The organism is Paracoccus caeni (assembly GCF_016629665.1).
GTDB lineage: Bacteria > Pseudomonadota > Alphaproteobacteria > Rhodobacterales > Rhodobacteraceae > Paracoccus > Paracoccus caeni.
Window position 1 is genome coordinate 24,305 of record NZ_JAEPRQ010000006.1, and the last position, 22,893, is coordinate 47,197.

Consider the following 22,893-nt stretch of genomic DNA (forward strand, 5'->3'; position numbering starts at 1 on the left):
CCGCACAGTTGAAATCGCACTGTGCGGGATATGAAACAACTGCTAGACTGGCGCGGGGGAGGATCGATGACTGGAATCGCACAGGATGGCGTCACTGATACGCAGGCCGGTTCGCGCCGTTTGCCGGCGGTTCTGCGTGTCCTGACGCTGCTTCTGGCGGTCGTCTTTCTGGCGGGGCTGTTCTGGCTTGTCCGTGCTACCGGGATCGAGGGCATCCGCGCCGAAAGCACCACCGCCGCCAGCCTGCGGGTGCAGGCACTGGAAAGCGTGCTGGCGAAACAGCGGGCGGTGGCGGCGGTTCTGGCGGATGACGATACGGTGCGGACCGCGCTCCGCACCGGCAGCAGCGCCGCCCTGCAATCGGTATCGCAGAAGCTGGAGCGGTTGCACCGTGAGACGCAAAGCTCGGTCATCTATATGCTGGACTTGACGGGCACAGCCGTCGCTGCCTCGAACTGGGACGAGCCGGTCAGCTTCGTCGGGCAGGATTACAGTTTCCGCGAATATTTCGGCGTAGCTTTGCGCGACGGGCAGGCCCGCGAATATGCGCTTGGCACGATGAGCAACCAGCCCGGCCTTTACCTCTCCAGCCGCGTTGACGGGCCAGAGGGGACGCTGGGCGTCGTCGTGGTGAAGGTCGAATTCGATCCGTTCGAGGCGTCATGGGCGCGTTCGCCCGACGACACATTGGTGACGGCGGCGGATGCGACCGTGGTGCTGACCAGCGCGCCCGAATTTCGCTTTCAGCCGCTGCCCGCGCTGCCTTTGGACCAGATCGAGGTAAGAGAGCCGGTGCCGGGCGCGGATTGGATGCTGCTTCTGCGGACCTCGAAATCCTCGGCGACCGAGGCGGCGGCGGTGGCGACCGTAGCGGTTGCGGCGGGAATGCTGGTTGTCGCCTTGTGGCTCAGCCGTGCGCGGCAGGCGCGTCGCAGGCGGTTGGAGCGTGACGAGAACGAGCGTCGTTACCGGATCGATCTGGAACATGCCGTTGCCCTGCGGACGCATGAACTATCCGACGAAATGCGCGAACGCCGGGTGGCGGAACAGAGATTGGCCAGCATGCAGGCCGATCTGGTGCAGGCCAACAAGCTGGCGACGCTTGGGCAGGTGACGGCGGGTGTTGCGCATGAGGTGAACCAGCCCCTCGCAACGATCCGGCTGCTGACCGAAAATGCGCGCGCCCTGTTGCCTGCGACGACCGATGCCGATGTGCGCGACAATCTGGCCAAGATCGTGCAAATGACCGACCGGATCTCGCAGATCACCACCGAATTGCGCGGCTTTTCCCGCAAGGCCACCGGGCGCTTGGAGCCTGTCGGTCTTGCCGAGGTGCTGGAAGCCTCGTTGCTGCTGACCGCCAGCCGCCGCCGCGCCGATAGCGGGCAGATGGTGCAGACCGCGATCCCGCCGGGCCTGAAAGTCATGGCCGAGGCGGTGCGGCTGGAACAGATCCTCGTCAACCTGATCCAGAACGCGCAAGAGGTTCTGACCGACCGCCCCGATCCGCGCATCCGCATCGCCGCCGAGCGCCGGGGCGATCTGGTCGAAATTACCGTCGCCGATAACGGTCCGGGCCTTCGCCCGGAAATCTGGTCGAACCTGTTCATCCCGTTTTCGACCAGCAAGCCTGACGGGTTGGGGCTTGGGCTGGTGATCTCGCAGGACATCGCCCGCGATTTCGGAGGCGAACTGACCGCCGAGCCGCCGGTCGAGGGGCAGGGCGCGACTTTCCGGCTGATCCTGAAGGCTGCGGAATGAGCGCGCCCGGTCCTCTGGTCCGGCTGGTCGATGACGATGCCGATCTGCTGGCGGCGACGGCGCAGGCGCTGAAGATTGCCGGGTTCACGGTCCAGCCCTTCGGCTCTGCCGCCGAGGCGCTTCAGGGGCTGGACCGCGATTATCCGGGGGTGGTGCTGACCGATGTGCGGATGCCGCAGATCGACGGGTTGGAGCTCTTCAACCGGCTGAAGGCGCTGGACCCGGAACTGCCGGTGATCCTTCTGACCGGGCATGGCGATGTGGAAATGGCCGTCGCCGCGCTGAAGGCCGGGGCTTACGATTTCCTGACCAAGCCCGCAGGCGCCGATCAGCTTGCCGCCGCACTACGCCGCGCCTCGGCCCAGCGGGCCTTGGTGATGGAGAACCGCCAGCTTCGCCAGCTTCCCCGTGCCTCGTCCGAACGAGAGACGCTGTTGGGCGACAGTGCCGTGATCGAGCATCTGCGCGAAACCGTGGCGCGTGTCGCCGAAACCGGTGTCGATGCTTTGATCACCGGCGAGGGGGGCGCGGGCAAGGAAACCGTGGCCCGTGCCATCCACCGCCAAAGCCCGCGCCGGGCCCGCGCTTTCGTGCATGTCGCCTGTGCCGCGCTGGACCCCGACCGTTTCGAGCTTGAATTCATCGGCGCAGAACCCGGCCAACCCGGCGCGCCGCGCCATCAGCGCCTTGTCGGTCGTCTGGAAAAGGCGCATCGCGGCACTCTGTTTCTGGCCGAGGTGGACGCCCTGCCTCTGCCGCTGCAAGCACGCCTGCAAGCGGTGATCGAGGCGGGTGAGATCAGCGCCCCCGGCAGCGCCACTGCCCGAGAGCTTGATCTGAGGGTGTTGGCCTCGACCCGGCGCGACCTTCAGGGGTTGGTCCGGCAGGGGCAGTTTCGCGCCGATCTGTATTACCGCCTGTCCGGGGTGATCCTGCAGGTGCCGCCGCTTTCGGCCCGGCGCGAGGATATTCCGCTGCTCTTCCGGCATTTCGTGCAGGATGCCAGCGCTCGGCTGAACCTGCCGGTGCCGGTGCTGACCGCGCTGACACTGGCGCGGTTGCAGGCCCATGACTGGCCGGGCAATCTGCGGGAATTGAGGCAATTCGCGGAAGGAACCGTCTCGGGCGTATCGGCCTTTGGCGGGGCCGGACCTGCCGAGGCGCGGCCCGGTCTGGCCGATATGCTGGCGACCTACGAATCCGAGATCATCCGCGAGGCGTTGCGAATGGCGGGCGGCAATGCCAGCCGGGCGATGGATGATTTGAAGCTGCCGCGAAAGACCTTCTACGACAAGCTGGCGCGGCACGGCATCAAGGCCAGCGATTTCCGCGGATAGGGTGCCCGCCAAAGCGACGGTCACCGCAATTTTTGACGTTCAGACGGCGGCGCGCATCGCTGCCCGCTTCTCAACCCTTGCCCGGATCGCCTCGATATCCGTCACCGGGGTCGCGGCGAAAAGTGAGCGGGTATAGGGGTGCTGCGGGTCCGAGAACAGCGCCTCGCGGCTGCCCTGTTCCACCGCCTCGCCTTTGTGCATCACCAGCACATCATCGGCGATATAGCGGACCACCGACAGATCGTGGCTGATGAAGACATAGGCCAGATTGAACTCGTCCTGCAAATCGGCCAGCAGGTTCAGCACCTGCGCCTGCACCGACAGATCCAGCGCCGAAACGGGTTCGTCCAGCACCAGAAGATCGGGGTTCAGCATCAAAGCCCGCGCAATCGCGATCCGCTGCCGCTGCCCGCCCGAGAACATATGCGGGTAACGGTTGTAGACCTCGGCGGGCAGGCCGACCTTGACCAGCATCGCCTCGGCCCGTTCGCGACGCTCGCGGGCGGGGGTGTTGGTGTTCAGCGCCAATGGCTCGGTCAGCACGTCGCCGATCTTCTGGCGCGGATTGAGGCTGCCATAGGGGTTTTGGAACACCATCTGCACTTTCGAGCGCATCTCGCGCGTCGGGCGGTGTTGCAAGATGTCCACCGGCTTGCCGTCGATCAGCAATTCTCCCCCCGAGGCCGGATCGATCAGCGCCACGATCCGTGCCAGCGTCGATTTGCCGGACCCGGATTCACCGACGATGGCAAGGGTCTTGCCCGCCTCGACGCTGAAGCTGATGCCTTTGACGGCTTGGATCAGCTTGGCCTTGCGGGTCAGCGAGCCGGGGACCAGATAGTCGCGGGTCAGCGCGCGGCCTTCGACAACAACGCTCATGCCGCACCTCCTTCCGCTGCGATCTGCGCATCGGCGGCCTTGAAGAAATCCGAGACCGTGGGCAGCCGGTCACCCGTCGCATTTTCGGGCAAGGCCGACAGCAGGGCGCGCGTATAGGGGCTTTGCGGGTTCTCGAACAGCGTCAGCACATCCGATTCCTCCATCTTGTGACCCTTGTACTGCACCATCACCCGGTCGGCGGTTTCGGCGACCACGCCCATGTCATGGGTGATCAGGATCAGCGCCATGCCGGAATCCTCTTGCAGCTTCATCAGCAGATCAAGGATTTGCTTCTGGATGGTCACGTCCAGCGCCGTGGTGGGCTCATCCGCGATCAAAAGGCGCGGATTGGTGGCGATGGCCATGGCGATCATCACCCGCTGCGACTGCCCGCCCGACATCTGGTGCGGATAGGATTTCAGCCGCTGTTCGGGTTCGGGAATGCCCACCGCGTCGAACAGCTCAATCGCGCGGGCGCGGGCGGCCTTGCGGCCAAGCCCGGCATTAAAGCGCAGAACTTCCTCGATCTGATAGCCGACGGTGAAGGACGGGTTCAGCGAGGCGATCGGTTCCTGAAAGATCATGGTGATCTCTCGCCCGATGATGCGGCGGCGCTGACGCGGGCTCATCGCCAGCATGTTTTGTCCGTCGAAGGTCATCTCGTCGGCGGTGACGGTGGCGGTGTCGGGCAACAGCCCCATCACCGCCAGCATCGCCACCGACTTTCCCGAACCGGATTCGCCCACGACCGCCAAAACCTCGCCCTTGTCCACGCGGACATCGATGCCATCGACGGCGGTGAACGCGCCGGTCGAGGTGGCAAAGCGGACGGTCAGGTTCCTGATATTGAGAAGGGACATGGCTCAGCTCCGCTTCAGTTTCGGGTCAAGCGCGTCCCGCAGCCCGTCGCCCATCAGGTTGATGGCAAGGACCGAGATCAGGATGGCAAGACCGGGGAAGGTGACGACCCAGGGTGCGCGCATGATGAATTCGCGCGCCTCGGCCAGCATGGTGCCCCATTCCGGCGCGGGCGGTTGCGCGCCCATGCCCAGAAAGCCCAGTGCCGCCGCATCCAGCACCGCGGATGAGAAGGACAGGGTTGCCTGCACGATCAGCGGCGCAAGGCAGTTGGGCAGAATCGTCTTTAGCATCAGCCGGATGTTTCCGGCCCCCGCCACGCGGGCGGCGGTCACATATTCGCGCTGCTTTTCCGCCATGACGGCGGCGCGGGTCAGACGCGCGAAATGCGGCTGATAGACGATGGCGATGGCGATCATCGCATTGGTCAGCCCCGGCCCAAGCACCGCCACCAGCACCAGCGCCAGCAGCAACGACGGGAAAGCAAGGATCACGTCCATCACCCGCATGATGACGGTATCGATCCAGCGGCCATAAAAGCCCGCGATCAGACCGATGATGATCCCGCCCGACAGCGCCACCGAGACGACGACGATGCCGATAAACAGCGAATAGCGTGCGCCAAAGATCAGCCGCGACAGCATGTCCCGACCAACTGCATCGGTGCCAAGGATGAAGCCCGCGCGGCCACCCTCTTGCCAGACCGGCGGCACCAGCAGCGCATCGCGATATTGCTGGGTCGGGTCATGCGGCGCCAGCAGCGGCGCGAAAATCGCCGTCAGCACCAGCAGGATAAAGACGATCAGGCCCAGCACCGCGCCCTTGTTGCGGCTGAAGTAGAACCAGAACTCTTTCAGCATCCGGCGGCGGATCGCGGCGTCGGACAGCTTGACTGCGGTTACGGATGTATCTGTCATTTGTGCCGGATCCTCGGGTTGATGAGACCATAGGTCAGGTCAACAAGCAGGTTCACCACCATCACGATCAGCGCGATCAGCAGCAGCCCGCTTTGGACCACCGGATAATCGCGGCGCGAGATGGAATCGATCATCCATTTGCCGATGCCCGGCCATGAGAAGATCGTCTCGGTCAGGATCGCGCCCGCCATCAGCACACCGACCTGCAGGCCGATGGTGGTGATGACCGGGATCATCGCGTTCCTGAGCGCATGGATACCGATGACCCGCGACGGCTTCAGCCCCTTGGCGCGGGCGGTGCGGACATAATCCTCGCCCATCACTTCCAGCATGGCCGAACGGGTCTGCCGCGCGATCACCGCCAGCGGGATCGTTGCCAGCACCACCGAGGGAAGGATCAGATGCGATACCGCCGAGGTGAAGGCGCCTTTTTCGCCCGACAGCAGGCTGTCGATCAGCATGAAGCCGGTCACGTCGGGGAAGTAATACATCAGCGAGATGCGCCCCGAAACCGGCGTCCATCCCAGATAGCCCGAGAAGAAGATGATCAGCAGCAGGCCCCACCAGAAGATCGGCATCGAAAAGCCGACCAATGCGCCGGTCATCGAGATCTGGTCGAACCACGACCCGCGCTTGATCGCGGCCAAGACGCCCACCGGCACCCCGATCAGCGTCGCAAGGATGATCGCGACGACCGCCAATTCGACCGTTGCCGGGAACAGGGCCATGAATTCATCCATGACGGGCCGCTTGGTGACCAGCGAATTGCCCAGATCGCCCTGCAACAGATTGCCCAGATAGGTCAGGTATTGCTGCCAGACGGGTTTGTCGAAGCCCAGTTGCTCGGCGATGACGGCGTAACGCTCGGGCGAGACGCCGCGCTCACCTGCCATCAGCAGAACCGGATCGCCCGGCAACAGCCGGATGAAGCCAAAGGCCACGATGGTGATCCCGATGAAGGTCGGGACGAGATAGAGAAGTTTGGATAGGATGAATCTGATCATCTTGCCCCCCAGCTTGAAAGGTCGCGAGGGGTATTGAACCCTTCGCGACCCATGCAAGGTTAAGCCGAGTATTCGACCATTATTCGGTGATGTCTACGCCTTCGAAGGTATAGTCACCAAGCGGGGACTGAACAAAGCCGGTCACGTTGCTGCGCATCGGCACATATTGCGTCGAATGCGCGATCGTGGCCCAAGGCGCCTGATCCTTGAAGATCACCTGTGCTTCTTCATAAAGTTTGGTGCGCTCTTCGGTGTCGGTGCTGGCTTTCGCCTTGGCCAACAGGTCCGAGAATTCTTCGTTGCACCAGAAGGCACGGTTCGCGCCGCCATCTTCGGCCGAGGCGCAGGACAGCAGCACCGACAGGAAGTTGTCAGGATCGCCATTGTCGCCGGTCCAGCCAAGGATCACCGCACCTTCGCGGCCCGGTTCCATCGACTTTTCAAGATATTCGCCCCATTCGTAAGAGACGATCTCGGCGTTGACACCGATCTTCGAAAAGTCCGACTGCATCAGCTCGGCGGTGCGGCGGGCATTCGGCATATAGGGCCGTTGCACCGGCATCGCCCAGATCTGCATGTTCAGACCGCTGACGCCTGCTTCCTCCAGCAGCGCCTTGGCCGCTTCGGGATCATAGGCGTCATCCTCGACGGCGTCGTTATAGCCCCACATGGTCGGCGGGATCGGGTTCTTGGCGACCTCTGCATCGCCCTGGAACACCGCATCCACGATGGCCTGCTTGTCGATGGCCATGTTCAGCGCCTTGCGGACGCGGACATCATCGAACGGCGCGACGGTGGTGTTATAGGCCAGATAGCCGACGTTCAGACCGGGCTGTTCGTCCAGTTTGAGGTTCGGATCGTTGCGGATCGTCTCGATATCGGCGGGCGAGGGGTAGGGCATCAGGTGGCATTCGCCTGCCTGCAGCTTCTGCAAACGAACCGAGGCATCGGGCGTGATCGCAAAGACCAGTTGGTCGATCTTCGGCGCTTCGCCCCAGTAATCGTCGTTCCGCTCGTAACGGATCACGGCGTCTTTCTGATAGGCGACAAAGCGGAACGGCCCGGTGCCGATCGGATTGTTGTTCAGCCCTTCGCGGGTGCCGGCGGCGTCAAGCGTGTCGGCATATTCCTGCGAGACGATAGACAGGAAAGGCATGGCGACGTTTGCCAGGAATGGCGCTTCGGGGGCGGTCAGGGTGAATTTGACCGTGTTGTCATCGACTTTCTCGATGCTTTCGATCAGCTTCGCCATCTCCATCGAGCTGTAATATTCGTAGGTGATGCCGGGGTTATACTGATGCCAGGGATGGTTCGGATCGCCCTGACGCTGGAAGCTGAAGATCACGTCATCGGCGTTGAAATCGCGGGTCGGGGTGAACTGGTCGTTCGAATGGAACTTAACGCCCGGACGCAGGTGGAAGGTGTATTCCAGACCATCCTCGGACACGTCCCAGCTTTCGGCCAGCGCGGGTTCAATCTCGGTGGTGCCGGGCTTGAACTGCACCAGACGGTTGTAGATGGCGTGCCCCGAGGCGTCGAACGTGGTGCCCGACGTATAGGGCGCGGCGTCGAAGCCTTCCGGCGAGCCTTCCGAGCAATAGACGAAGGTCTTTGCCGATAGCGGCGCTGCAGCAATCATGGCAAGCGCCGAGGCTGCCATCAGATAACGAATGTTCACGGTGAACCTCCCTTTTTGTTATGCGCCGCTCCGCCAAGGGCGAGCGCGCAATATCCCGTGATTTGGACCTAGAATCAGGTGAGGTTCAAGAGCCGAAGGGGCAGGCAGATTGCCATATCCAAAGTGACCATGCGTTAAGTCGCAGCCCAAGGATTCCGGCTGTCTGGGCGCTTTGAGGAAGGCTGTCGCAGCTCGCGCAACAGATGATACAAGACCGCATGACTTTGACGCGAAATGGTAATCACAGCGCGCCGCGACGGAATATTCTTGCGTCTCTGTCCGCCCTGTCTCGCGTGCGGCGGGGCAAACTTTCGCGCGGGCTACAGCAAGACCGTCACCCGAATTTTGCAATTCGCCTCGAAAAACTTCTGCGGGCTGCGGATTTTCGCCAATTTTCGTGCAGCTCGGCAGGCTTCACGACCCCGGATTTACGCGAGGGCTATCTTCAACAAGCTGTTCGAACCGGACTGATCGGCCCGGTATCAGAGGATCCTGTGAGCCGATTGCGGCGCCCCGAAAACACCCAAAGCGCAGCAGATGCCATCCTTTCGCGCCTCAGATTCTGGCTCCATGCCCGGAAGCCAAGGCCTCGGATGCTCATCAGCGCTGTGAAAATAGCGCTGGCCCAGCCATGACCCAAACCGACAATCGCCGCCTTGTCAGAGCGGACAGGGATCAGCCGGTCCATGAATATATCATCGTCCTCTTCACGCTGCTGATCCTGTTCAATGCCTACCCGATCTCCGTCGCGGGCTTTCATTGGATTTGGCTGCCTGCCGTCATCATCGCGGCGTTCAGCATCGCAAAACTGATCGAGCGCCGTTTCCCCAGCAACCGTTTTCACCTGCTGGTTCAGGCGCCGATCCTGCTGGTCGGCCCGATCTGGCTTTGTTCGGTCGGGCTGACGCTTGAGACTGCGGGACGGATGCACGGTCTTTGGCTGATCCTGCTTATCCTTGGGGTGTTGCACGCCGTGATCGTCAACGCGCTGGTTCTCAGGTATCTGAACCTCGACGGGATGATCCAGACAATGGTGCGCAGAGGCTGGATCACCGCATCGGACGGCATTGTCGAATTCGTGCTTCCCTATCGTCTTGATCGACGCGCCGGCCTGCCTGATTGGCTCTATCGCCTCATTCTGGCCGGGCGGATTTTCTGGATCGCGGTCTGTGTGTTTGGCGCGGTGGCCTTTGGCGGCGGCGTCTATTCCAGCGTCAACATCACCGAGCGTCTTTTGAATACGACCGGAACCTTGGCATTGGGCATGGCGGTCCTGTTCACGAGGCTCTGGCAAACCACGCTCTTTCTGGCCGTTCAGCGCAAATTCGAAACGGGCCCGCTTTCGCCTTCACTGCGCAAGAAGCCTCGATACAAGGTCGTCCAGCTATAGATCCGGCAGCACCGTCGGCGCGCGGCCTATTCCACCGTCACCGACTTTGCCAGATTGCGCGGCTGGTCCACATCGGTGCCCTTGGCGACCGCCGTGTGATAGGCCAGATACTGCATCGGGATCGCATAGAGGATCGGTTGGAACACACCACCGCCCGGAGGCATCGGTAGCGCGGCGCGGACGCCCTCGCCGCCAGCGGCAATCCCGTCCCGGTCCGAGATCAGCAGGATCTGCCCATGACGCGCCATCACCTCTTGCATGTTCGAGATGGTCTTTTCGAACAGATGATCATGCGGGGCCAGCACCACCACCGGCAGGTCGCGGTCGATCAGCGCGATCGGGCCGTGCTTCAACTCGCCCGAGGCATAACCCTCGGCGTGGATATAGCTTAGCTCTTTCATCTTCAGCGCGCCTTCCAGCGCCACCGGGAACAGCGAGCCGCGACCGAGATAAAGAATGTCCTGCGCCTGAGACAGCCATTCCGACAGCCCCCGGCAATCGTCCGACAGGTTCAGCGCCTGCTGCATCAGCGCCGGAATGGCGCGCAGATCGGCCAGATGCGCGGCCAGCGCGGCATCGTCCAGACGCCCGCGATCATGCGCGGCCTTCAGGGCCAAAATCGCCAAAGCCGTCAACTGACAGGTGAATGCCTTGGACGAGGCGACGCTGACCTCGATCCCGGCCATCGTCGGCAGGGCGATGCTTGCATCCCGCGCGATGGCCGAAGTGCCGACATTGACCAGGCCGACCGTCTGCGCGACCCGGTCCTTGGCGTAATGCAGCGCGGCTAGCGTGTCCGCCGTCTCGCCCGACTGGCTGATCGCGATGAACCAGCTTGTGGGCGACAAAGGCGGCTCGCGATAGCGGAATTCGGATGCCACATCGATGTCGCAGGGCAGGCCGGCCAGTTGCTCGAACCAGTATTTCGCCACATGGCCCGCATAATGGGCGGTGCCGCAGCCGACCAGCGACAGCCGGTCAACGGCGCGGAAATCCAGCCCGTCGGGCAGCACGATCCGGTCGCCCTTGATGTAATGGTTTAGCACGTCGCCGATGACCACCGGCTGCTCGGCGATCTCTTTCGCCATGAAATGCCGGTAGCCGCCCTTGTCGATGGCGGTTGAACCGACATCGATGCGGCTTTGCGCGCGATTGGTCTGGTTACCCTCGACATCGAAAATCTGCAGCGAATTGCGGGTCAGGACGGCGCAGTCGCCATCCTCAAGATAGGTGATCCGGTCGGTGAACGGGGCCAGCGCCACCGCGTCCGAGCCGATGAACATCTCACCCTCGCCATGACCGATCGCCAGAGGGCTGCCCTTGCGGGCGGCGATCATCAGATCGCCCTCGCCGTCAAACAGGAATGCCAGCGCAAAGGCGCCATGCAGGCGGGCCAGCGTGGCGCGGGCTGCGGAGACGGCGTCCATTCCCTCGGCCATGTGATGCGCGGTCAGCAGGGCGACGGTTTCGGTATCGGTCTGCGATTGCGGCTGAAAGCCAAGGCCGATCAGTTCCTGACGCAACTCGCGGAAATTCTCGATGATGCCGTTATGGACCACGGCGACCGGGCCGGATTTATGGGGATGGGCGTTCACCTCGGTCGCGGCACCATGGGTGGCCCAGCGGGTATGGCCGATACCTGCATGGCCGGGCAGGGGATTGTGGACCAGCAGATCCGACAGGTTCACCAGCTTGCCGACCGCGCGGCGACGGTCCAGCCGTCCTTCGGCGTCGATGGTGGCGACGCCCGCGCTGTCATAGCCGCGATATTCCAGCCGCCGCAGCGAATCCACCAATTGCGGCGAAACCTCGTGTTTACCCAGAATACCAATGATACCGCACATGGTCCTATTTACCCTTCTTGGCCCGCAAGGCCTGCATCAATCGCACACCAAGACCCGGCTTCGTCGCCTGCCGCGCCCGCCCGATCGCCAGGGCGCCATCGGGAACATCCTCGGTGATGACCGAGCCAGAGCCGGTCACCGCTTCCGCCCCCACCGTCACCGGCGCGACCAGCATCGTATCGCTGCCGATAAAGGCATGCGCGCCGATGGTGGTCCGGTGCTTGGAAACGCCGTCGTAATTGCAGGTCACCGTGCCTGCGCCGATATTCGTATGCTCGCCGATCTGCGCATCACCCAGATAGGTCAGATGGCCGACCTTCACGCCCTCATCCAGAACCGAGTTCTTGATTTCGACGAAGTTCCCCACATGCACATCGCCACCCAGTTCCGCACCGGGACGCAGCCGGGCGAAGGGACCGACCGTCGCGCCGGAAGAGACATGACAGCCCTCAAGGTGGCAGAAGGGCAGAATCTCGGCCCCCGATTCAACCGTGACGCCCGGACCGAAAACCACATTCTGCCCGATCACCGCATCCCGCCCGATGGCGGTGTCGAGTGCGAACCAGACCGTGCCCGGATCGCTTAGCGTGACGCCATTCTCCAGCGCTGCCGCACGGGCGCGGCTCTGGAATGCGGCTTCGGCGGCGGCCAGTTCGGTGCGGGTGTTGATGCCCAGCGTCTCGGCCTCGTCGCAGGTGACGACATCGGCGCGGCGACCCTCGGCCCGCGCCAGTTCCACCAGATCGGTGAGATAATATTCACCCGAGGCATTGTCGTTCGACAGCCGCACGATCAACTGTCGCAAAAGCCCTGCATCCAGCGCCATGACCCCGGAATTGCACAACGCAATCTCTCGCGTGGCCTCATCCGCGTCCTTGTATTCGACGATCTTCTCCAAGCCCCGCGAGGTGACGACCAGCCGCCCGTAACGGCCCGGATCTTCGGCCTCAAAGCCCAGCACGACCACATCGGCATGATGCGAGGCCAACGCGGCAAGCGTATCCTCGCCAATGAAAGGGGTGTCGCCATAAAGGACGATCACCTTGCCCTCGAAACCCTCAAGTTCCGGCAGCGTCTGGCGGACGGCATGGCCGGTGCCAAGCTGTTCGGTTTGCAGAACGATCCGCGCCTCGGGGTCCAGCTTGCCGACGGCTTTCGTCACCGCCTCGGCCCCGTGACCGGCGACGACCACCACCTGTTCCGGCTCCAGCGTGCGGGCCACGGCCAGCGCATGCCCGACCAAGGGGACGCCGCCCAGACGGTGCAGCACCTTGGGCAGATCCGATTGCATCCGGCTGCCTTGTCCCGCCGCCAGAATGACCACCGCTACCGGATTGTCCGTCATGCCCGCCTCTTTGCCTGTTCACCTTTGTCGCATGGCGTTTTAATCGGGGACGGTCGGGCAGGGAAGGCCCAGAACGATCACCTTTGTTGTCGGATCATTGCGGAGCGTAAGGCATGAGCAGAACAGTCGTTTTCGACCTTGATGGCACGCTTGCCGATACATCGGGCGATCTGATCGCCTCGGCCAATGCCTGTTTCGAGGCACGCGGCCTTGGCCCGCTTCTGGACCCGGTCGCGGATGCGCTGATCGCCTTTCATGGTGGCCGGGCGATGCTGCGCGCAGGCTATGGCCGGATCGGTGCGGATACCCTGCTGCCGCCCGGTGTCGAGGATGAGGATTATCCGCGCCTTCTGGACTATTACGGCGCGAATATCGCGCTGCATACCCGCCTTTATCCGGGCGTCGAGGCGGCGCTGTCCGAATTGCAGCGCGACGGCTTTCTGCTGACCGTCTGCACCAACAAACCCGAGAAACTGGCCGATGTTCTGCTGGAGGAACTTGGCGTAAGGCATTGGTTCGGTGGTTTGATCGGCGCGGACACCCTGCCGGTGCGCAAGCCCGATCCGCGGCCCTATCGTGCGGCTGTCGAAGCAGCGGGGGGCGCGGTTTCGCAATCCTTCCTCGTCGGCGACACCGAAACCGACCGCAAGACCGCCGCTGCGGCCGGGGTGCCGGTGGCGATGGTCAGCTTTGGCCCGGAAGGCGAGGCGATCTCGCGCCTCGCGCCCGAGGCGTTGCTGGCCCATTTCGACGATTTGCCCGCCTTGGCGCGGGAATGGCTGGCCTGAACGGTCTCAGGCCGGGTCGGGCTTCAGCGCAAGCCGCAACTTGCGCAACATGACCGCGACGATCAGCTTATGTGCGGGACCGACCACCAGCATATAGGCGCGCCCGAAGCTGTTATGCGTCACCACCGAGGCCGTGACGGTCAGTTTTCGTCCCGCCGTGGTGATCGTGGTCATCACATCCAGATGGCTGTCCCTTGCGGTCAGCACCAGCGCATCGGGCCGCGCCGCCTCGACGGTGAAGAAGTCCAGCCGGTCGCCTGCCGTCAGGTCTTTCCGAGGGTTGTCGGTGAACCCGCCGACGCGATTTGCCCCGAACCGCGCCGAGATGGCATCGCGAATCCGAAATGCCAGCCGCAGGACGGGCTGCGGTTGGGCCATCAGCAGGTTCCACGCCTCGATGGGCGATACCGCGACGGGCAACAGGACCGAGCGGCTGTCATAATAGTCCAGTTCGGGAAACGGTCGGATGGTCGGGATCGCAGGGGTCATGGCGCACCTCGCAAGGATCGGTGGCGCGATCATAGCGGCAATCGCGATGCCGCCAAAGCGATGATGCAGGGCCGCGCCGTCATGTCGCAGCGTGACGGGCGCCCATCTTTCAGACGGGCACCGCCATTGTCGTTCAGGCCTCGGCCAGTTCGGTCGCGCGCAGCTTTGTCGCCGCATCGACCATGTGCTTCAGCGATGCCTCGACCTCCGGCCAGCCGCGGGTTTTCAGCCCGCAATCGGGGTTCACCCACAGACGGTTCGCCGGGATCACCGCCGCCGCCTTGTCCAGCAGCTTCGCGAACTCCACGTCCGATGGCACCCGCGGCGAGTGGATGTCCCAGACCCCCGGACCGATCTGGTTCGGATAGTCGAAATCGCTGAAAACGTTCAGCAATTCCATATCCGATCGCGAGGTCTCGATCGAGATCACGTCGGCATCAAGTGCCGCAATTGACGGCATGATGTCGTTGAATTCAGAATAGCACATATGGGTGTGGATCTGGGTGTCGTCGCGAACCGGGCTGGACGACAGACGGAACGCATCGACCGCCCATTGCAGATAGGCATCCCATTCCTTGCGGCGCAGCGGAAGACCTTCGCGCAACGCGGGCTCGTCGATCTGGATCGCGGCGATGCCTGCGGCTTCCAGATCGGCCACCTCGTCGCGGATCGCCAGAGCGATCTGACGGCAGGTCTGCGCGCGGGGCTGATCGTCGCGCACGAAGGACCATTGCAGGATCGTCACCGGCCCGGTCAGCATCCCCTTGACCGGCTTGTCGGTCAGCGATTGCGCATATTCGGTCCATGCCACGGTCATCGGAGCAGGGCGCGACACATCGCCGAAGATCACCGGCGGCTTCACGCAGCGCGAGCCATAGGACTGCACCCAGCCAAGCCGGGTGAAGGCAAAGCCCGACAATTGCTCGCCGAAATATTCGACCATGTCGTTCCGCTCGAACTCGCCATGCACCAAAACGTCAAGGCCAAGGGTTTCCTGACGGCGAATGCAATCCTTGGTCCGGTCCTTCAGGAACTGGTCGTATTCGGCATCCGACAATAGCCCCTTGCGGTGATCGGCGCGGGCGCGGCGGACATCGCCGGTTTGCGGGAACGACCCGATGGTGGTGGTCGGCAAGGCAGGCAGGTTCAGTCGCGCAGTCTGGGCCACGCGACGGTGCGGATAGGACGACCGGCGGCGCAGATCATCCTCGGTCACCTTGGCCTCGCGCGCCTTCACCACCGGATCGTGAATGCGGGGCGACGTGCGGCGGCTTTCGATGGCCTTGGCGTTCTGGGACAGAAGATCGGCCACGGCGGCCTTGCCGTCGTTGATGGCGCGGGTCAGGGTGGTGATCTCGGCCAGCTTCTGATGGGCGAAGGCCAGCCAGTTTTTCAACTCGGCACCCAGTTCCTCTTCCTGCGCCAGATCGACTGGCACATGCAGAAGCGAACAGGACGGCGCAATCTGGATACGGTTCGAGCCAAGCACGGCGGCGGCCTTTTCGGCATTCGCCAATGCGGCACCCAGATCGGCCTTCCAGATATTGCGGCCATCGATCAGGCCCAGCGACAGCAGCTTGTCGGTGCCCCATGCCAGCAGCGCCTGAAGCTGTTCGGGCGCGCGGACCAGATCGGCATGCAGACCGGCGACCGGCAGCGACAAAGCCAGATCCAGATTGTCGTCCAGCGCGCCGAAATAGCTGGCAACCAGCAGCTTTGGCCCATGCTGTGCCAACTCGGTATAGGCCGATGTCAACGCCCGGCGCTGCGCATCGGACAGGTCGGTGACCAGAACCGGCTCATCGATCTGCACCCAATCGGCCCCTTCATCGGCCAGCCTGCGCAGGATCTGCGCATAGATCGGCAGGATCGCGGGCAGCAGCGACAGCGGGTCCAGCCCCTCGGTCTTGGCCTTGCCAAAGGAAAGCCATGTGACCGGGCCAAGCAGAACCGGGCGGGTGTGGATGCCCTGTTCGCGGGCCTCGATGAAGTGCTCGACAGGTTTCAGACAGGCCAGATGGAAGCTTTGACCTTCCTCGAATTCAGGCACGATATAGTGGTAATTGGTGTCCAGCCACTTGGTCATTTCCATCGCCGGGGCATCCGCAGAACCACGCGCCATCGCGAAATACTGCGCGGTCGAAACCGGCCCGGCGGTTGGGCCGAAACGGCGTGGCACCGCACCAAGAAGGCAAGTCGTATCAAGCACATGATCGTAGAGCGAGAAATCGTTCGACGGAATCACCTCGATCCCGGCATCACGCTGCGCATGCCAGTGGCGGGCACGAAGCGCCTTCGCCTCGGCTTCCAAAGCCCCGGCATCGGTCTGGCCTTTCCAGTGCAGCTCCAGCGCGGTTTTCAACTCTCGCCGCGCGCCGATGCGCGGAAAGCCAAGGTTTGCTGATTGTGCCATGTCGTGCCTCCTCTCTGCGTCAAGATCGGTGATAGGCATGGCGGGGCATGAACGGAAATGGTAAGTTCTCATCGACCAATGAATGAGGATCATACATGCTGGATCGTCAGCACCTGTCCATCCTGCGCGAGGTGGACCGTCTGGGCAGCGTCACCGCCGCCGCCGAAAAGCTGAACCTGACGCAATCGGCAGTCAGCCACACGATGCGCAAGTTCGAGGAACGCCACGGTGTCGCCGTCTGGCAGAAAGAGGGGCGGGGGCTGCGGCTGACGCAGGCGGGGGAATATCTGCTGGCGCTGGCGCAGCGCGTTCTGCCGCAGATCGACCATGCCGAAAGGGTTCTGGCGGATTTCGCCCAAGGACAGCGCGGCGCCCTGCGCGCGGGGATGGAATGTCACCCCTGTCAGCAATGGCTGATGCGGGTCGTCGCGCCTTATCTGGCGGCCTGGCCCGACGTCGATCTGGACCTGCGCAGCGCCTTTCGCTTTGGCGGTATCGCCGCGCTTCTGGGGCACGAAATCGACCTGCTGATCACTCCCGATCCGCTGGATCTGCCGGGGATCAGCTATCATCCGGTTTTCGACTATGAACTGGTGCTTGCCGTGCCGCAGGATCATGCGATGGGCGAGGTGGCGACGCCTTCGGACCTGACCACCGAGACGCTGATCACCTATCCGGTCGAGCCTGCGCGTCTGGACATTTTCACCCGCTTTCTGGTCCCCGGAAACTGCCTGCCGCGCCGCCATCGCACGGTTGAGACAACCGATATGATGCTGCAACTGGTTGCCTCGGGGCGCGGGGTCAGCGCGGTGCCGGATTGGCTGTTGCTGGAAGAGGGTGCGGGCCTGCCGGTCCGTCGGGTGCGGATTGGCGAGGGCATCGACAAGTCGATCCATCTGGGCACGCGGCGGGGGGATGAAAGCATCGACTATATCGCCGGTTTTCTGGAGCTTGCACGAAATACGCGGGCCTAAGGTCCGGCAAGACGCATAGCCATTCCGCGGCTATTTTTGCAATGCATCCAGAAGCAGTTGCAGCGCATGTTCGACCGTCGCCGCGCGCACATTCCCGCGGCCGATCGCGCCGAACTCGATGGTCTCGGTCGTGACCCCGAAAGGCTGCGCGATCCCGAAGCAGACCCGCCCCTCGGGCTTATGCTCGGACCCGCCCGGTCCTGCGATCCCCGTGACAGCCACCGCGATACCGGCGTCCGATCCCTTCAGCGCGCCCGAGGCCATCTGTGCCGCAACTTCTTCGCTGACCGCGCCGAAGGTCTTTATGATTTCGGCGCTTACGCCGATCATCTGGACTTTCGCATTGTTCGAATAGGTGATGAAACCGCGATCCACAGCATCCGAAGAGCCGGGGATTTCTGTCAGCGCGCCGATGATCAGCCCGCCGGTGCAGCTTTCGGCGGTCGAGATCAGCACGCCTCTGGCGCGGGCGGCATCCAGAACATCGGCGGCAAGGCTCATCGCGTCACCGCAATGATCGCGTGAAAGGCGATGCCGGTCGCGATCACCGCGACCCCGGCGAAAAGCCCGGCCCAAAGATCATCCTTCATCACCCCGGAAACGCCGCCCTCACGGTCGGCGATACCGATCAGCCACGGTTTCCAGATGTCGAAAAGCCTGAAGAAAACAAAGGCCGCGACCCAAGCCGGATAGGGGAAATCCGACGCGGGCATCCCGCGCATCCAGAAGGCGAAGGCCGGAAAACACAGCGCCAGCCATTGCCCCGCCACTTCGTCGATGACGATGTGGCTGGCGTCGGGATCGACCATGCCTGCGGTATAGCGCGGGATTGCCCAGAAGCCTGCCAGCGTCACCAGAACCGTCGCAATCGCCAGCGCCGGGAAATGTCCAAGCCGGTAGATGCCGATGCCAAGCGCAATCGCCACCGCCGAACCCCATGTGCCTGGGGCGGGCTTCAAAAGTCCTGCGCCGAACCATGTGCAGAGAAGTTTCTCCATCATCTCAGCCTTTCATCAGCGCGACAGTGGCAATCGAGGCAATCCCCTCACCACGCCCGGTAAAGCCCAGCCGTTCCGAGGTCGTCGCCTTGACGCTGATCCGGTCGGGATCGATGCCGGTAATCTCGGCCAACCGCGCCTGCATGGCGGCGGCATGCGGGCCGATCTTCGGATATTCGCAGATCAGCGTGACATCGACATTGCCGAAACCGAAGCCTTTTTCTGAAGCAAGTTCAACGGCATGTTTCAGGAAGATCGAGCTGTCGGCGCCCTTCCATTGCGGGTCGGAGGGCGGGAAATGGCGGCCGATATCGCCTTCGGCCAGCGCGCCATAGATCGCATCGGTCAGGGCATGCATACCGACATCGGCATCGGAATGGCCGACCAGACCAGCTTCGTGCGGGATACGGATACCGCATAGCCAGACGTGATCGCCCGGCCCGAAGGCGTGGACATCGAAGCCGTTGCCCATGCGAATGTCCATGCGCGTCTCCAGTAGTTTCTCGGCCCGTTGGAAATCCTCGGGCCAGGTGATTTTCAGATTGTCCTCGCTGCCCGGCGTGATGGCAACCCGGATGCCGGATTTCAGCGCCAGTTCCACATCATCGGCGGCATCGCCGGGGTGAAGCCGGTGCGCTGTGGATATTTGCGTGAAGAAGAAGCCCTGAGGGGTTTGTGCGCGGAAGAGGCCGTCACGGGGCGCGGTTGCGGTCACATGGCCATCTTCGCCGCGCCAAAGGGCGTCGGTGACGGGAAGTGCGGGGGCGGCGGCTTTTGCGCCGGATTGCAGTGCGTCGATGACGCCTTGAATGACCGCATCGCTGACCAGAGGACGTGCGCCGTCATGGATCAGCACATGGGTGATGCCGCTGCCTTCCAGCGTGTCCAGCGCTGCGCGGACCGAGGCGGCGCGGGTCTCGCCGCCGGTGATGATGGTGACGGGACCGGCGAAATCAACGATGGCGCGGGCCATGTCATCGGGATGGACGACGAGGATCACCCGCTCGAACCCCGCGAAGGCGTCGAGTGCCCGGGCAAGGATGCTGCGGCCTTTCAGCTCGCGCCATTGCTTCGGGATGCCGCCGCCCGCGCGGTTGCCGCGACCTGCTGCCGTGACGATGGCAGCGTAGCCCGCAGGCGCGCGGATGGTCATGCGTGATCCGGCGTGTCGCCCTTGATCGCCTTGCTGAAGGCGGTGCGGTAAAGCTGCGACAGTTCCGCCAGATCGCCTGCATCCTCGCCAAACTGCACAGCAAGCCCGCCGAAGCTGCCGACTTGCCGGGCCGGAACGCCAGCCTTTTCAGCGGCGGCCAGAAGCGCTTCGGCCCCGGCGGCGTCGCAGGCGACCAGATAGCGGGCCTGATCCTCGCCGAAAAGCTGGGCGATATCGTCAGACAGCAGGCGCAGGCCGGTGCCTGCCGCTTCGGCCATTTCAAACGCGGCCAGCGCCAGCCCGCCATCGGCAAGATCGGTCGCCGATTTAACCGAGCCGCGATGGGCGCGCAGAAACTCGCCATTGCGACGCTCGGCTGCCAGATCGACATAGGGGGCGTCGCCGGTTTCGATCCCGAAAGCCTCAGAGGCCAGTGCGGATTGGGCAAGGTGGCCCTTCGTCTCGCCGATGACGATGGCAACGTCGCCTTCTTCCGGCAGGCCCGCGATCAGATTATCGAGGTCGTCGATCAGGCCGACGCCGCCGATGGTCGGAGTGGGCAGAATGCCCTTGCCGTCGGTTTCATTGTAAAGCGAGACATTGCCCGAGACGATCGGGAAATCCAGTGCCCGGCACGCTTCGCCGATGCCTTTGATCGCGCCGACAAGCTGACCCATGATTTCGGGCTTTTCGGGATTGCCGAAATTCAGGTTATCGGTGGTGGCAAGGGGCAGCGCACCGACGGCGCAGAGGTTGCGATAGGCTTCGGCCACCGCCTGTTTGCCGCCTTCGAACGGGTTCGCCTTGACGTAGCGCGGGGTCACGTCGCTGGTGAAAGCCAGCGCCTTGTTGGTGCCGTGGACGCGGACCACACCCGCACCCATGCCGGGGCGGCGGATCGTGTCGGCACCGACCTGGGTGTCGTATTGCTCCCAGACCCATGACTTGTGGGCGTAGTTCGGGCTGCCGATCAGTGCACGCAGAGCGTCGATGGGCGTGATCGGGGGCAGGGCCGGGGCCGCATCCGCAGCAGGCGTTTCAACCCAGGGCCGGTCATATTCCGGCGCGCTGGAGGACAGCTTCGACAGCGGCAGATCGGCCTTCACCTCATTGCCGTGCAGGATCAGGAAGCGATCTTCGGCGATGGTTTCACCGACGATGGCGAAATCGAGATCCCACTTTTCAAAGATCGCCCGCGCCTCGGCCTCTTTCTCCGGCTTCAGGACCATCAGCATGCGTTCCTGAGACTCGGAGAGCATCATTTCGTATGCGGTCATGTTGGTTTCGCGCTGCGGCACATTGTCGAGGATCAACTGAATGCCAAGGCCACCCTTGTCGCCCATCTCGACCGCCGAGCAGGTCAGCCCTGCCGCGCCCATATCCTGAATGGAAATCACGCTGTCGGTTTTCATCAGTTCCAGACAGGCTTCCAACAGGCATTTTTCGGTAAAGGGGTCGCCGACCTGAACGGTGGGGCGCTTTTCCTCGATCGTGTCGTCGAATTCGGCGCTGGCCATGGTCGCGCCGCCGACGCCGTCGCGGCCGGTCTTGGCGCCCAGATAAACCACCGGCATGCCGATGCCCGACGCGGCCGAATAGAAAATCTTGTCGGCATCCGCCAGACCCGCCGCGAAGGCGTTCACAAGGCAGTTGCCGTCATAAGAGCGGTGAAAACGCACCTCGCCGCCGACATTCGGGACGCCGAAAGCGTTGCCATAGGCGCCGATGCCCTCAACCACGCCCTTCACCAGATGCGGGGTCTTGGGATGTTCGGGGCGACCAAAGCTAAGCGCATCCATCGCCGCAATCGGCCGCGCGCCCATGGTGAAGACATCGCGCAGGATGCCGCCAACGCCGGTCGCAGCGCCCTGATGCGGCTCGATATAGGAAGGGTGGTTGTGGCTCTCCATCTTGAAGACCACGGCCTGCCCGTCGCCGATATCGACCACGCCCGCATTCTCACCCGGTCCGCAGATCACTTGCGGGCCTTCGGTCGGCAGCGTGCGCAGCCATTTCTTCGAGGATTTATAGGAACAATGCTCGTTCCACATCGCCGAGAAGATGCCCAGTTCGGTGAACGAGGGCTCGCGTCCGATGATCTCAAGGATGCGGTCGTATTCGTCGGGCTTCAATCCGTGCGCGGCGATCAGGTCCGGGGTGATCGTCGGTTCCTGCATGATGAGCCCTTCCTCTGCGTGAATCAGCCGCCTTTTATGGCGGTTCAGCGAGCATTGGAAGGGTTGGCGTCAGAATCCATGGGTTCTGCCGTCAAGATGGTCTGGATCGCTTGTGTCGAGAGGTGGCGAAGCGAGGCGAGGCCGCGAACATGTTCCCCAATGGCGGCAGAGATTATGGCCGCGAGATGAAGGTTGGCGGCACGTGATCGGTCAGCCAGACCCGGTTGTCCGCCTGCCAGAACACAAGACCGGCACGATGCATGGCTGCGGCGTCGATTTGCAGCGCCACCGGCTTGCCGTGGCGTTGGCCCACCTTCAGCGTGGTTTCCAGATCGGCTGACAGATGAACATGCTGGCGGGAGCGGGGGTGCAGACCCTCTGCCATGATCTGGTCGAGATTGTTCACCGCCGTGCCGTGCCAGAGGATCGCAGGCGGGGTCGTCGGTTCAAGGCCAAGGTCCACCGCGACAGAATGGCCCTGCGCGGCCCTGATCTGCTTTCCATCTTCGGAGATCGTGAAGCGTTTCTTGTCGCTCTCGGCGACGATCTGATGCAGTTGATCGATGTTGAGCGGATGCCCGGCCTTTTCCAGCCCAGCCAGCAACTCGGTCACGCTGACCCAACCGCCGGGACCAAGTGTAACATGCGCGCGCTCGGGGCTGTGCCGCAACACGAGCGACAGGAGCTTGCTGTCATCCTTCGATGTCTTTGCCATAATGATGCTTCGAAATCTCAATCTGAGGAAAATCTCTCGCGGAGTTTCCTCTGTGATCCGCAGCACATCAATAGTCGTTCTGGGTTCGCGTGATCTTGTGGTGCGGAAGACCTGGCCCGGCAGGTAGGAGAAGGGCAGGGTCGGGCTGTGCAAAGCAGGCAAAACCACGCCAC

General features: G+C 63.1%; 19 protein-coding genes. 5 read left to right on the top strand and 14 right to left on the bottom strand.

The features are described 5' to 3' along the window. The first annotated feature begins 66 nt into the window (after nt 1-66). Both JJJ17_RS14735 and JJJ17_RS14740 read left to right on the top strand, forming a co-directional pair. Nucleotides 67-1,761: a sensor histidine kinase gene (locus tag JJJ17_RS14735; RefSeq protein ID WP_234464135.1), complete on the top strand. Its 1,695-nt coding sequence runs from the start codon at nt 67-69 to the stop codon at nt 1,759-1,761. Continuing rightward, entirely contained in the window at nt 1,758-3,098 is a 1,341-nt protein-coding gene (locus JJJ17_RS14740) for a sigma-54-dependent transcriptional regulator (protein WP_200687759.1), read from the top strand. Before JJJ17_RS14735 ends, JJJ17_RS14740 begins: the two co-directional genes overlap by 4 nt. Before the next feature lie 39 nt (nt 3,099-3,137). Here the strand turns inward: JJJ17_RS14740 and JJJ17_RS14745 are convergent, their stop codons facing one another. The 5 genes from JJJ17_RS14745 to JJJ17_RS14765 form a co-directional block, all read right to left on the bottom strand. Then, nucleotides 3,138-3,977: an ATP-binding cassette domain-containing protein gene (locus JJJ17_RS14745; protein WP_200687761.1), complete on the bottom strand. Its 840-nt coding sequence runs from the start codon at nt 3,975-3,977 to the stop codon at nt 3,138-3,140. Next, a complete protein-coding gene (locus JJJ17_RS14750) occupies nt 3,974-4,837 on the bottom strand; it encodes an ABC transporter ATP-binding protein (RefSeq protein ID WP_200687763.1) in 864 nt (287 codons plus the stop codon). Before JJJ17_RS14750 ends, JJJ17_RS14745 begins: the two co-directional genes overlap by 4 nt. Nucleotides 4,838-4,840: 3 nt before the next feature. Then, on the bottom strand, nt 4,841-5,752 hold the full coding sequence (locus JJJ17_RS14755) for an ABC transporter permease subunit (RefSeq protein WP_200687764.1): 912 nt from the start codon (nt 5,750-5,752) through the stop codon (nt 4,841-4,843). Continuing rightward, nucleotides 5,749-6,756: an ABC transporter permease subunit gene (locus JJJ17_RS14760; protein WP_200687765.1), complete on the bottom strand. Its 1,008-nt coding sequence runs from the start codon at nt 6,754-6,756 to the stop codon at nt 5,749-5,751. The genes JJJ17_RS14755 and JJJ17_RS14760 overlap by 4 nt, the downstream gene beginning before the upstream one ends. 79 nt (nt 6,757-6,835) lie before the next feature. Beyond that, the gene (locus JJJ17_RS14765; protein WP_200688068.1) at nt 6,836-8,416 is read right to left on the bottom strand and encodes an ABC transporter substrate-binding protein; all 1,581 of its coding nucleotides are present in this window, start codon (nt 8,414-8,416) and stop codon (nt 6,836-6,838) included. A 649-nt stretch (nt 8,417-9,065) separates the two neighbouring features. Here JJJ17_RS14765 and JJJ17_RS14770 point away from each other — a divergent pair. Then, nucleotides 9,066-9,824: a hypothetical protein gene (locus JJJ17_RS14770; RefSeq protein WP_200687766.1), complete on the top strand. Its 759-nt coding sequence runs from the start codon at nt 9,066-9,068 to the stop codon at nt 9,822-9,824. A 26-nt stretch (nt 9,825-9,850) separates the two neighbouring features. Here the strand turns inward: JJJ17_RS14770 and glmS are convergent, their stop codons facing one another. Both glmS and glmU read right to left on the bottom strand, forming a co-directional pair. Then, nucleotides 9,851-11,668, bottom strand: coding sequence for a glutamine--fructose-6-phosphate transaminase (isomerizing) (gene glmS, locus JJJ17_RS14775; protein WP_200687767.1), 1,818 nt, complete (start codon nt 11,666-11,668; stop codon nt 9,851-9,853). Nucleotides 11,669-11,672: 4 nt separating this feature from the next. Then, a complete protein-coding gene (glmU, locus tag JJJ17_RS14780) occupies nt 11,673-13,013 on the bottom strand; it encodes a bifunctional UDP-N-acetylglucosamine diphosphorylase/glucosamine-1-phosphate N-acetyltransferase GlmU (RefSeq protein WP_200687768.1) in 1,341 nt (446 codons plus the stop codon). A gap of 113 nt (nt 13,014-13,126) precedes the next feature. Here glmU and JJJ17_RS14785 point away from each other — a divergent pair, with 113 nt between their 5' ends. Beyond that, nucleotides 13,127-13,801 (top strand): HAD hydrolase-like protein, encoded by a 675-nt coding sequence (locus tag JJJ17_RS14785; protein WP_200687769.1) that lies wholly within the window; start codon nt 13,127-13,129, stop codon nt 13,799-13,801. Between the two features lie 6 nt (nt 13,802-13,807). Here the strand turns inward: JJJ17_RS14785 and JJJ17_RS14790 are convergent, their stop codons facing one another. Together JJJ17_RS14790 and metE are read right to left on the bottom strand one after the other, a co-directional pair. Continuing rightward, nucleotides 13,808-14,290, bottom strand: coding sequence for a DUF2867 domain-containing protein (locus JJJ17_RS14790; protein ID WP_200687770.1), 483 nt, complete (start codon nt 14,288-14,290; stop codon nt 13,808-13,810). A 133-nt stretch (nt 14,291-14,423) separates the two neighbouring features. Next, on the bottom strand, nt 14,424-16,703 hold the full coding sequence (gene metE, locus JJJ17_RS14795; protein WP_200687772.1) for a 5-methyltetrahydropteroyltriglutamate--homocysteine S-methyltransferase: 2,280 nt from the start codon (nt 16,701-16,703) through the stop codon (nt 14,424-14,426). 95 nt (nt 16,704-16,798) lie between these two features. On the opposite strand from metE, the gene JJJ17_RS14800 reads away from it, so the two are divergent. Continuing rightward, entirely contained in the window at nt 16,799-17,677 is an 879-nt protein-coding gene (locus JJJ17_RS14800; RefSeq protein WP_200687774.1) for a LysR family transcriptional regulator, read from the top strand. Between the two features lie 30 nt (nt 17,678-17,707). Here the strand turns inward: JJJ17_RS14800 and JJJ17_RS14805 are convergent, their stop codons facing one another. The 5 genes from JJJ17_RS14805 to JJJ17_RS14825 form a co-directional block, all read right to left on the bottom strand. Then, nucleotides 17,708-18,178, bottom strand: coding sequence for a CinA family protein (locus tag JJJ17_RS14805; RefSeq protein ID WP_200687776.1), 471 nt, complete (start codon nt 18,176-18,178; stop codon nt 17,708-17,710). Then, on the bottom strand, nt 18,175-18,678 hold the full coding sequence (locus tag JJJ17_RS14810) for a phosphatidylglycerophosphatase A family protein (RefSeq protein ID WP_407673369.1): 504 nt from the start codon (nt 18,676-18,678) through the stop codon (nt 18,175-18,177). The genes JJJ17_RS14805 and JJJ17_RS14810 overlap by 4 nt, the downstream gene beginning before the upstream one ends. 1 nt (nt 18,679) lies before the next feature. Next, the gene (locus JJJ17_RS14815; RefSeq protein ID WP_200687778.1) at nt 18,680-19,828 is read right to left on the bottom strand and encodes a bifunctional 2-C-methyl-D-erythritol 4-phosphate cytidylyltransferase/2-C-methyl-D-erythritol 2,4-cyclodiphosphate synthase; all 1,149 of its coding nucleotides are present in this window, start codon (nt 19,826-19,828) and stop codon (nt 18,680-18,682) included. Then, complete coding sequence (gene purL, locus JJJ17_RS14820; protein ID WP_200687780.1) at nt 19,825-22,005, bottom strand: phosphoribosylformylglycinamidine synthase subunit PurL; 2,181 nt, start codon at nt 22,003-22,005, stop codon at nt 19,825-19,827. The genes JJJ17_RS14815 and purL overlap by 4 nt, the downstream gene beginning before the upstream one ends. A 172-nt stretch (nt 22,006-22,177) precedes the next feature. Further along, nucleotides 22,178-22,720, bottom strand: a complete 543-nt coding sequence (locus JJJ17_RS14825; protein WP_200687782.1) for an RNA 2'-phosphotransferase — start codon at nt 22,718-22,720, stop codon at nt 22,178-22,180. Nucleotides 22,721-22,893: the final 173 nt, after the last annotated feature.